Origin of the sequence: Christensenella sp., assembly GCF_034927525.1 — a bacterium.
Taxonomy (GTDB): Bacteria; Bacillota; Clostridia; order Christensenellales; family Christensenellaceae; genus Christensenella.
On record NZ_JAYFPU010000157.1, the window covers coordinates 1 to 11,252 of the forward strand.

The 11,252-nt window shown below is 53.6% G+C and carries 11 protein-coding genes and 1 pseudogene; 1 reads left to right on the forward strand and 11 read right to left on the reverse strand.

Translation table 11 applies throughout. The features are described from left to right. The 7 genes from VB081_RS06290 to VB081_RS06320 all read right to left on the reverse strand — a co-directional run. Positions 1 to 966, reverse strand: a 966-nt coding sequence (locus VB081_RS06290) for a 2-oxo acid dehydrogenase subunit E2 (RefSeq protein WP_323399978.1), incomplete at its 3' end; no start/stop codon positions are given. Between the two features lie 13 nt (positions 967 to 979). Continuing rightward, positions 980 to 1,960: an alpha-ketoacid dehydrogenase subunit beta gene (locus VB081_RS06295; protein ID WP_323399979.1), complete on the reverse strand. Its 981-nt coding sequence runs from the start codon at positions 1,958 to 1,960 to the stop codon at positions 980 to 982. Between the two features lie 17 nt (positions 1,961 to 1,977). Continuing rightward, positions 1,978 to 2,937, reverse strand: coding sequence for a thiamine pyrophosphate-dependent dehydrogenase E1 component subunit alpha (locus VB081_RS06300; protein WP_323399980.1), 960 nt, complete (start codon positions 2,935 to 2,937; stop codon positions 1,978 to 1,980). 16 nt (positions 2,938 to 2,953) lie between these two features. Then, positions 2,954 to 3,823 carry a succinate--CoA ligase subunit alpha gene (gene sucD, locus VB081_RS06305; RefSeq protein WP_323399981.1) on the reverse strand — a complete coding sequence of 290 codons (870 nt, stop codon included), beginning with the start codon at positions 3,821 to 3,823 and terminating at the stop codon, positions 2,954 to 2,956. Continuing rightward, positions 3,820 to 4,980: an ADP-forming succinate--CoA ligase subunit beta gene (gene sucC / locus VB081_RS06310; RefSeq protein WP_323399982.1), complete on the reverse strand. Its 1,161-nt coding sequence runs from the start codon at positions 4,978 to 4,980 to the stop codon at positions 3,820 to 3,822. Before sucC ends, sucD begins: the two co-directional genes overlap by 4 nt. 84 nt (positions 4,981 to 5,064) lie before the next feature. Further along, positions 5,065 to 6,429 (reverse strand): aldehyde dehydrogenase family protein, encoded by a 1,365-nt coding sequence (locus tag VB081_RS06315; protein ID WP_323399983.1) that lies wholly within the window; start codon positions 6,427 to 6,429, stop codon positions 5,065 to 5,067. Between the two features lie 30 nt (positions 6,430 to 6,459). Beyond that, positions 6,460 to 7,632, reverse strand: coding sequence for an NAD(P)-dependent malic enzyme (locus VB081_RS06320; RefSeq protein ID WP_323399984.1), 1,173 nt, complete (start codon positions 7,630 to 7,632; stop codon positions 6,460 to 6,462). A 199-nt stretch (positions 7,633 to 7,831) separates the two neighbouring features. Between VB081_RS06320 and VB081_RS06325 the strand changes: the two genes are divergently transcribed. Next, complete coding sequence (locus VB081_RS06325) at positions 7,832 to 8,566, forward strand: FadR/GntR family transcriptional regulator (protein ID WP_323399985.1); 735 nt, start codon at positions 7,832 to 7,834, stop codon at positions 8,564 to 8,566. 91 nt (positions 8,567 to 8,657) lie between these two features. On the opposite strand, the gene deoC is transcribed toward VB081_RS06325, so the two are convergent. The 4 genes and pseudogenes from deoC to VB081_RS06345 form a co-directional block, all read right to left on the reverse strand. Then, positions 8,658 to 9,335, reverse strand: a complete 678-nt coding sequence (gene deoC / locus VB081_RS06330) for a deoxyribose-phosphate aldolase (protein WP_323399986.1) — start codon at positions 9,333 to 9,335, stop codon at positions 8,658 to 8,660. Between the two features lie 57 nt (positions 9,336 to 9,392). Beyond that, positions 9,393 to 10,319, reverse strand: coding sequence for an ROK family protein (locus VB081_RS06335; RefSeq protein ID WP_323399987.1), 927 nt, complete (start codon positions 10,317 to 10,319; stop codon positions 9,393 to 9,395). A 13-nt stretch (positions 10,320 to 10,332) separates the two neighbouring features. Further along, positions 10,333 to 10,848 carry a hypothetical protein gene (locus VB081_RS06340; protein ID WP_323399988.1) on the reverse strand — a complete coding sequence of 172 codons (516 nt, stop codon included), beginning with the start codon at positions 10,846 to 10,848 and terminating at the stop codon, positions 10,333 to 10,335. 16 nt (positions 10,849 to 10,864) lie between these two features. Then, positions 10,865 to 11,252: pseudogene (locus VB081_RS06345) on the reverse strand (DUF5107 domain-containing protein); the annotation flags it as partial.

Consider the following 11,252-nt stretch of genomic DNA (forward strand, 5'->3'; position numbering starts at 1 on the left):
GGGAACGATCAGTCCGTTTTCTACCGCGACCGCCACGCCAAGATTGACATAATCGCGAATCACGATCCCTTCTGCTGAAATCATTGCGTTCATCATGGGGAAATCCGTCAGCGCACGGCTAACTGCCTGCAAAACGATGTCGTTGTAAGACACCTTCTTGTCCGCCTTCTTATATGCCTCGCGCAGCATTGCCGCGTTCGTCATATCGGCACGTACCGTGTGCGTGAGCTGTGCGTGATTTCGTAAGCTCTCCTGCATACGGTCGGCGATCACCTTGCGCATGCCGCTCATTGGGACGATGTGTTCGCCGCGCGGCGCACCGCCTTTTGCAGCGCTGCGCATGGCGACTGCAGCCATGATATCGGTTTTGGTGATCTTCCCGTGCGAACCCGTTCCGTCTACCCCGCTTATGTCTACGCCGTTCATGTCAGCGATCCTCCTTGCAAGCGGCGTGGCCTTTGCTGCGACAGCTCCCTCAAATCCAAGCACGTCGCGCTCTATCACCATGTTGTCCGGCCCGCTTGCGGGGACGTCCGCAATGCGGAGTCCCTTTTCCTCCGCACGCATACGCGCACGGGGCGTGCTGAACTTGCGCTCTCCCGCTTGCGTAGGAACCACAGCTTTGACAGCAGGCGCTGCCGCTGTTGCCGCCACGGCTTTCTCCACTGTCGGTTGATTACCTGCCGCCTCGTTCCCTGTCTGCGCGATCAACGCGGAAATATCCTCGCCCGGCTCGCCGATCACACCAATCAGCTCGGTGATGGGTACTACGTCGCCTTCTGCCCGCACAATTTTTAACAACGTGCCGCTTGCGGGTGCGTCCATCGTAATGGTCAGCTTATCTGTTTCCATCTCAAACAGCGGCTTGCCCTCTGTACACGTTTCCCCTTCGTGCACTAGCCATTTCATGATGGTGCCCTCCGTCATTTGCAGACCTTGCTTTGGCATAATTACTTTTTCAGCCATTTTGCCCTACACCTCACTTATACATGGACGCGCGCGCCGCATCGATGATTTCTTTGACCTGCGGTACCGTAGCGTTTTCCAGAATAACGTTGAACGGCAGCGGACATTGCTTTGCCCCCAGCCTGATAGGCGCGTGATCCAAATACGGGAATGCACGTTCCGTGATCTCCGCCGCAACCTCCGCGCCCCAACCTGCGGTACGGTGCGCTTCATGCACCGTTACAAGGCGTCCCGTTTTCTTTACGCTGTTTACGATCGTTTCGTAATCAAACGGTACCAGTGTTCTCGGATCGATCACTTCCGCGGAAATTCCTTCCTTTTCAAGCTCCGCCGCCGCTTCAAGCGCCCGTGACACATAAAGCAGGTTTGCTACGATGGTGACGTCCGTTCCCTCTTTCCTGATTTTTGCCTGACCAAACGGAATCATAAAATCCGGATCATCCGGCACTTCCTCTTTGTTGCTGTAAAGCGCCTTATGTTCGAAGAACAGCACCGGATTATCGTCTCGGATCGCCGTGCGCAGCAACCCCGCAACATCTTCGCCCGTGGAAGGACACGCTACCTTGATGCCTGGAAAGTGCATGAATATCGTCTCTAACGACTGGCTGTGCGTCGCTGCGTTGCCGCGGCCAATCCCTTCCTGTCCGCGGATCACCAGCGGAATCTTTGCTTTCCCGCCAAAGATATACCGCGTTTTTGCCACCTGGTTGATGATCTGATCCATCGCCACAAGTGTAAAATCCATGTACATCAGCTCGACCACCGGGCGCATCCCTGCGCACGCCGCGCCCAGCCCCGCGCCGACCATCTCCGCTTCCGCGATCGGCGTGTTGAAGCAGCGATCTGCTCCAAGTTCATCCGCAAGCCCTCTCGTGCAGCCGAAAACGCCGCCCAGCACCTGTACGTCCTCGCCCATCACAAAGACCTTATCGTCCCGCTTCATTTCGGAAAGCAGGGTATCGCGTACTGCCATTGCATACGTTTTTTTACTCATTGTTTTTACCCTCCTTCTCACGCTTCGTAGAATACGTCGTCCATCACATGCGCCGGATCGGGATCGGGGCTTGTGAGCGCGAACTCCGCCGCCGCATCCATCTGCGCATACGCATCTGCTTTGATCTTCTCAAGTTCTTCTTTTGTTGCAAATTTCTTTTCGACCATATATTTTTCGAAGCGCGCGATCGGATCTTTTTTCTTCCATGCGTCCACTTCCTCACGGCTGCGGTATGGTTCCGGGTCGCCCGTCCAATGCCCACGCCAGCGGTACGTCTTCGCTTCGATCAATGTCGGGCCCTCGCCGCGGATCGCACGTTCCTTTGCCGTTTTAAATGCTTCGTCTACCGCGATCACGTCATTGCCATCCACGACCACGCCCGGGATGCCATATCCCGCTGCACGGTCGGCAATGTTTTCCACGCTTGTCGATTGCGCGACAGGGGTCGAGAGTCCAAAGCCATTGTTTTCGCATACAAAGATTGCGGGCAGCTTCATGACAGCCGCCATATTGAGCGCCTCATGGAACGTCCCCTCGTTGGAGGCGCCGTCACCAAAAAACGCCACCGACACATGCGGTAATTTTTGCAATTTCTGCGCCAGAGCCGCGCCTGACGCAATGGGCAGTCCACCGCCCACAATGGCGTTTGCTCCCAGATTTCCCTTGGTAAGGTCTGCGATATGCATAGAGCCACCGCGTCCCTTACAATAGCCCGTCGCCTTGCCCATCAATTCCGCAAGCGCTAAGTCGAGCTTTGCCCCCTTGGCGATGCAGTGCCCGTGTCCACGGTGCGTACTTGCAATGTAATCTTCGTCGTCTAAATTAGAGCACACCGCCGCCGCAACCGCTTCTTGTCCTGTGCAAAGGTGTACAGAACCTCTCAGCTTGTTTTCCTCAAACAGCTTGTATGCTTTTTCTTCAAACGCACGAATCTCGTTCATGGTCTGGTATATCCTCAGTGCACGTTCCTTTTCCATTTGTTTCTCCTCCCTTTTATAGGATCTTCTTGAGCAGGTCTACAATGTGGCTGGTGCTTTCCGCGATGTATACGCCTGCGTCACGCAATGCCTTTTCTTTGTTTTCCGCGCTGCCCGTCCCGTCCGCCGAGACGATCGCGCCCGCATGCCCCATGTTTTTGCCCTTGGGCGCATTTTTGCCTGCGATAAGCGCTACCACCGGCTTTGTCACATGCTTTTTGATGTACTCGGCCGCCAGCTCTTCCTCGCTGCCGCCGATCTCGCCGATCATCACGATCGCTTCCGTTTCTTCGTCTTCCTCAAAATCCGGCAGCAGATCGATGAACGTAGACCCGGGGATCATATCCCCGCCGATGCCCACGCACGTTGTTTGCCCGATCCCGTTTTCCGACATCATCATGACAGTTTCATAGCAGTTGGTCGCGCTGCGCGACATCACGCCTACGCCGCCTTCAGTGAAATATTTGTGCGGCATAAATCCCGCCTTGCATTTTCCGGGCGAGATCACACCGAACGAATTTGGCCCGAACAGCCTCACGCCCTTTTCCCGCGCAATGTAGTAGCACTTCATCATATCGTGTACGGGAGTGTGCTCCGAGATGGTCATCACAATGGGGACTCCTGCATCTACTGCTTCGCACACGCTTGCAGGCGTGAACCGTGCGGGAACGAATACGACCGACGCGTTTGCGCCCGTTTTTTCCACCGCTTCCTTCACTGTATTGAAAACCGGAACGCCCATCAGCTCTGTGCCGCCCTTGCCCGGCGTTACGCCCGCAACGACGTTTGTCCCGTAATCCAGCATGGTCTGCGTGTGGAACGAGCCCTCCCGTCCTGTCATTCCCTGAACAAGTAATTTTGTGTTTTGATCAATCAGAATGCTCATTTGCTCACGCCCTCCTGCATCTCCCAAAGTACATCCACCGCTTCAAGCAGGCTGCCTGCCATCGTGATTTCCCGCCTTGCGCTACCCACGATTTTGATTGCCTCATCCTTGTTGGTACCCTCCATACGCAGTACGACACGCTTGCCTGTCGGTGCTTCTTCAAGCGCCATGATCGCGCCCTTTGCCACCTCGTCGCAGCGCGTGATACCGCCGAAAATACAGATAAATACTTCGTTTATGCTGCTGCCCGAAAGCACGATCTTGACCGCCGTTTTGATGCGTTCCGCCGTCGCGCCGCCGCCCAAGTCGAGCGCCGCGCCCACTTTCATTCCCTTTTTACTGATCAAGTCGATGCAGCTCATGAGCATGCCCGAGCCGTTGGACATCACGCCCACCGTCCCATCTTCTTCGATGGGTACAAAATGAAAATCCGACCGCCGCGCCTCGATCACGCGCGCATCGTCCTGCAGTCGTTCGCGGAATTCTACCATATCCGGCAAACGGAACAGCGCGTTGTCGTCCACCTCGATCTTTCCGTCAAGCGCGATCAGCTTTCCACTTTTGTCAATGACCAGCGGGTTGATCTCAATGAGCATCGTATTGTATGCGTAAAACGCTTTTAACAGCTTCTCTGCGATATCCTTCAATTGCCCTTTGTACGCTTTGTCAGCGCCCGTCACGTCCATCGCATAGTCGATGGTATAGTCCTGCACACCGCGGAACGGGTCCATCGGCACTTTCGCGATCTTATCGGGGTTGGTGCGTGCCGTTTCTTCGATGTCCATACCGCCCACCGGCGAAAAAATCAGCAACGGAGATTTGGAAAGCCTATCGAGCATGATGGATACATACCATTCCTTGACCGGGTTTGCCTTTTCCACGATCATCAGTTCGTTTGCCGCAAACCCGCGGATATCCATACCCAGCATCTTTTCGCAAAGGCCGGTCGCCTCCTGCGCGTCCTGTGCAAACTGCACGCCGCCCGCCTTGCCGCGTCCGCCGATCTGTACCTGTACCTTGACGACCACAGGATAGGCAAGGTCTGCTTCCTTGATTTTTTCCGGTATCCCGTCCGCGCTGTCGATGACAACGCCCTTCATGGTCGGAATATCGAATTTTTCCATGATTTCTTTTGCTTTATATTCCAGTAATTTCATAATGGTTGCCCATCCGTCCCTTCTGCCTTTTGGAGCAGGGAGCCATATCGCCCCCTGCCCACACCTCGATTCCGCTTTGCTTGCTCACTCCCAGATCTTCTCGTCAGACGGCTGCTCCCAGCCTTTCTTGACACGCGCGATCCGTGACTTGTTGAACAGGTGGAAGTAAGAAAGATTTTCACTGATGGAATTGTTTCCCCAACTGCCACAGCCGAGCGTCGTTGTCGGCGATAAGCTGTTCGCAAAAGCGCCGCCTGCCATTGTCGCACAAATCTGGTTGACCACAAGGCGGGAAAGCGGAAGTCTGAGCCCTGCATAGTTGATATGTTCGTCGTTGTTGGATTGGATATCTACCGAGTGCCCCGCGCCCTCATAGCACAGGTTCTGGTAAGCGATCTCTACCGCTTCTTCCCACGTATCGTAGGCGTATGCCGTCATAACAGGACACATTTTTTCTTTGCTCAGTACGTCGTCCCTGCCATATGCACCCGGCTTTAAGATGATCACCTTTGTCCCTTCCGACACTTCGACGCCCGCAAGCTTCGCAATGTCCTGTACCGACTGCCCTACCGCGTCTTTGTTGATGATTCCGCCCGGGAATATCGCCTTACGGAACACCTCTACGCGATCCGGATCGTACACATAATAGCAACCCTGATTTTGAAACTCCTGCAATATCTCATCATATTTTTCACGGGGCGCAATGATCGTCTGCGTACCCGAACAGATAACGCCGTTATCAAATATTCTGGATGCGATCATGTTCGAAACCGCCGTCTTGACGTCCACATCGCGGTCGATGATGCCCTGCACATTGCCCGGCCCTACGCCAAAGCTCGGCTTGCCGCTGGAATACGCCGACTTCACCATGCCCGCACCACCCGTAGCGATGACGACATTGACCTTTTTCATTAGCTCGTTCGTCAGCTCGATGGACGGTTCTTCGATCACCAAAAAGATGTCGCGCGGCACATTCATTTTGTCGAGCTGCTCATAATAAAGCTCTGCCATGCGTTTTGCACCCTTTTTGCCGCGCGGATGCGGTGCAATGATGATCGCGTTCGCGCCCTTTATCGCAAACATCGCATTGCACATCGGTGTCACGATCGGGTTTGTGCACGGTGTAACAGCGCCCACAACGCCCATCGGTTTCGCCATGATCGTGATGCCCGTTTCCTCATCTTCTTCTAGGATGCCGACCGACTTCTTGCCCTTGAGGTTGTTCCAGATGATCCTTGATTTTCCCTTACACTTCGCTACCTTATCCTCATAAACGCCCATGCGCGTTTCTTCGACCGCTTCCTTCGCAAACTCCTCCGCATGATCAAAAACGACCTTGCCGAACATTTTCACGATCTCGTCGATCTTCTCCTGCGAATATCCCGCGAGCACTTCCTGCGCAGCTTTTGCGCGTTCTACCAGCTGGTCAATTACCATTGCATCTTCCATTTTCCTTCTCCTCTGGGTTTTCCCCTATCCTTATATCCTTGCTACGCCGCTTTTTACCGCAGCGTCATGAACTGCTTTTGCGACAGCCGGGCCCACGCGCTTATCAAAGGGCGCGGGGATCACATAATCCGCTGCCAGTTCTTCTTTTGTGATCAGGTCGGCGATGGCATAAGCCGCCGCGATCTTCATTTCGTCGTTGATATCGCTTGCGCGTGCATCAAGCGCGCCGCGGAAGATGCCCGGGAACGCAAGTACATTGTTGATCTGGTTGGCAAAATCGCTCCTGCCCGTACCGACCACCGCAGCGCCTGCCGCCTTTGCTTCGTCCGGCATGATCTCCGGCGTCGGATTAGACATTGCGAAGATGATCGAATCCGCATTCATCGAAGCAACCATTTCCTTTGTCACGATGCCCGGCCCGGAAACGCCCACCAATATGTCCGCGCCTTTCAGTACGTCAGCAAGGCTGCCTTTGATCATTTCGCGGTTGGAAATCTTCGCCATTTCCTCTTTGGATTCATTGAGGCCGTCCCTGCCCTCATAGATCGCGCCTTTACGGTCGCACAGGATAACGTTCTTAAGCCCCATACTCATCAGCAGCTTTGTACACGCAACGCCTGCCGCGCCTGCGCCTGCAACGACACATACCTGTTCCTCAAGCTTCTTGTTCGTCAGCTTGAGCGCATTGACCATCGCCGCCGCCGTAACGACCGCCGTACCGTGCTGATCGTCGTGAAAGATCGGTATCGAGCAGCGCTCTTTTAGTTTCTTCTCGATCTCAAAGCAACGCGGTGCCGCAATATCTTCCAAGTTGATCCCGCCAAAACTACCGCTGATCTGGTACACCGTTTCCACGATCGAATCCACATCCTTAGACTGTACACACAGCGGAAAAGCATCCACATCACCAAACGATTTAAACAGCACGCATTTGCCTTCCATAACAGGCATACCCGCTTCCGGGCCGATGTCCCCCAAACCGAGAACCGCCGTACCGTCCGTTACGACCGCTACCATGTTCCAGCGGCGTGTCAGGTCAAAGCTCTTATCTACGTCCTCATGGATCGCCATACAAGGCTCGGCAACGCCGGGTGTATACGCCAAAGAGAGGTCGTCCTTATCCGCTACGGGTGTCCTGGCGATCACTTCGATCTTACCTTTCCAGTCATAGTGTTTTTTCAAACTTTCCTTTGCATAATCCATAAAATGGCCCCTCCTATTATTCGGTTGTTTGCTTTGTGTTCTCATATGATGTTCGTCATTGTAAATTGGTCATACCATCATACTATTATACCATAAATCCAATGTCAAGATATGATTTGCTTTTTTTTTATAATTTATGTAATATAGTGGTTATATGCGAGCTGCTTTTTTAAATGCAAGCCACCGGGAAGGGACAACTATGGAGCCAGTACTGGAACCACTGAAAAAAACGAGGTTATATGAAGACATTATCGACCAGCTGCTTGGGTTGATCAAAAACGGTTCCCTAAAGCCGGGTGACCGCCTGCCCTCCGAACGCCAACTTACGGAAATGCTGCACGTCAGCCGTACCGCCATCAGAGAGGCGCTGCGCTCTATGGAGACGCTCGGCTATCTGGAATCAAAGGTCGGCGGCGGGACGTATATCCGTTCTGTCACCATCGACAACGTGATCTCGCCGTTCTCTGTGATGTTTTCTCAGGATGAAAAGCTGATCCGCGAGTTGATCCATGTGCGCGAGCTGTTAGAAACGGAGGCCGCTTCACTGGCGGCGAAAAACATCACGCCTGAATCCGCACAGCGTTTACAAGAAACGATTGAAAAAACGCGCACAGCCATTGAAAACGGACAAAATCCCTGGGAAGAAGATGACGAGTTCCATAACCTGATTGCGGAAATTTCCCAGAACAGCGCACTTTCGATGATATGCGAGCTTTGTTCAGAGCTGTTATCCAAGAGCCGTCAGGCCACGATGAACCTGCCAAACCAACCGGAAAAAACACTGGAAGACCATACGCGCATTGCAAACGCGATCATGGAAGGCTCGTCCGTCAACGCTGCCAAGCTAATGCGGCAGCATTTGCGAAAGGCGCAAAAAAACCTTGATCTTGCGCAAAAAAACAGCAAAATCGACGATCCTGCGAACGAAGAATAAAAAACACCCAAGGCATAGGCCTTGGGTGTTTTTTTCATGGAGTACTGAAAATGCGGCAGCGGTAAGTGATGCCGTATTTTTTTATATTTGCTTAGCTTCCGGCGATGATGTCCGCGCCTGCGCTTGTACCAAGCCTGTTGGCGCCCGCCTCGATCATACGCGCAGCGTCCTTATAGGTCTTGATGCCGCTCGACGCTTTCACGCCGATATTTTCCCCTACTGTCTTGCGCATGAGGCGTACGTCTTCTACCGTTGCGCCGCCATCAGCAAAGCCCGTAGAGGTTTTGACAAAGTGCGCACCCGCTTCTTTGCTGATCTCGCACGCCTTTACCTTTTCTTCATCTGTCAGCATACATGTTTCAATGATCACCTTGACGTGCGCTCGGTCGCCCGCCGCTTTTACCACGCCCTCGATATCGCGCTTCACAAGCGCCCAGTCGCCGGATTTAATCGCGCCGATATTGATCACCATATCCAGCTCGCGTGCGCCGAGATCCGCTGCATTCGCCGCCTCAAAAGCCTTGACCTCCGGCGTATTTGCTCCCAGCGGGAAGCCGATCACGCAGCAGGGAACGATATCCGTCCCCACAAGATACTCCGCTACGAATTTGATGTAGGTCGGGTTCACACAAACGCTTGCAAAGTTATACTTTTTTGCATCGTCGCAAACCTTGCGGATGTCGTCTAAGGACGCCGGCGGTTTCAGCAGCGTATGGTCGATGTATTTCGCCAGCAGCTCCGGCGACAGCTTCTTTTCGTTTTGGTCCATTCTTTGGTTCCTCCATAATAAATATATTATGTACGCCAAAGGCGCACATTTTTTCCATTATATCCCGCGATACAAAGCAGAAGCGCCGATCATAGGCGCGTCTGCACCTAGCTCTGCTTTTCTGACCGGCAGCCTGCTCTGCCGTGTCCACGCGGGATACCCGCGCATTTGTACCGCGTTTTGTAATGGTTCGATCACCAGTTCCTTATGCTCGCATAGCCCGCCGCTGATAATAACAGCCTCGGGCGCAAAAATATTGACCAGCGTCACAATGCCGTCTGCCAGCCGGCTCACGCTGCGCGCAATGACCTCTTTTGCGGAAGTGCTTCCCGCATATGCCAGATCAAAAACATCCTCTGTGCGTACCGTACCCGCAAACTGAACCGGATAGCTCTCCTTTGCTTCTAAAAGGATGCCCGTCCCCGAGCTATAACGTTCCAGGCAGCCGCGGTTTCCGCACGGGCATTGTCTTCCGTCCGCTTCACAGACGATATGCCCCAGCTCGCCCGCAGTCCCAAGACCACCGCCAAATATTTTTTTCCCGTAAATAAGACCACAGCCGATGCCTGTCCCGATCGTGATACACGCAATGCTGCCATAGTCCCTTCCGGCGCCAAACAGCGACTCACCCAGCGCCGCCAACCGCGAATCCTGCGAAAGAAGCGTTTCCTTACCAAGCGCTTCACGAAAATACTTTCCTGCAGGCACGCTGTCCCAGCAAATATTGGGACAATACTCGACGATGCCTGCCGCCGTATCCACCGTTCCCGGTACGCCCGCGCCCACAAAGCTGATTTCTTCCATCCCGATGTTCGCGTCATCCAGCATACGCCGCGCTTCCTGCGCGATCTGCCCGATCATATTTTCAGCAGAAAGCTCCGGCTGCATGGGTATCTTCTTTTTTATGAGGATCGTTCCTTCTTCGTCCACTACGCCAAGCATGACCTTCGTGCCGCCGATGTCGATCCCTATATTCTTTTTCACAGCCGTCCCTTTCTCACGGATACAGTTTGACCTGATTGATCTCCGTCCACGGGATATCCGGCGGCGTGCCATGATTGTCCACAAGCTCGATACGCACAAACCGCGCTTCGACCGGCTTCTCAAGCATTACCTGTTCCCATCCCTCAGCCTTTTGCGTTTCTACGCTTCCTGCAAGCTTCCAGTCTACAGAATCGATGTCGTCGTCTTTGCGCCGCAGCTTGCTTCCTGCATCGTCGTTCGTAACGTAAATATTGATATTCTTTGCGAGCTCCTCTAAGATGCTGATATCGAGCCCTACATTGCGGAAAAAGTCTATTTTGGAAATACTTTGTGTCTCTCCCCAAAAATCAAGCACAAGGTTTGCCGGGCCTGTGGTGTTTGTGCCCCATGTGCCGCCCCCGCGCGCATTGTCGTCCGTGATCACGTTACACACCCAGAAGGTCGGGTCGCTTTCGGTATGGCTCGCCCAGACGATCCTCGTATAATAAGACCCGTCCCTGCGCAAGCCGACTGGCAATACTGTCTGCATCACATTATCCTCCGTTTCATTGTTTGGACCGGATTTCTATTTCCACATACCACTGATAAGCGGAATTCCCCTTGAGCACGCTTTGCTGTCCGCGCAGACGCGAAACATCCGGACGGTCGAAGGGCGCGCTGCATGGTTCCAGAAAAATATTGTAGATATCGCGGAACCCACCGCGGTTTTGCAATATGCCCAGATACGGTATTTTGTCTGCCGGAAAACGCATCGTAAGCTCCGTTCCGTCCGGATATTCGACCGCACACCATCCCTGTGTTAAGGGTTTCTTAAAATAAAACTTCTCAGACTCGTCCTCTCTTGCCCCCATCACGCTCAAATCGCGATGCTCGCCGTATTTGTCACAAAAGACCGGATAGTCAAATTCCTCGCCATACGCACCGATGCTGCCG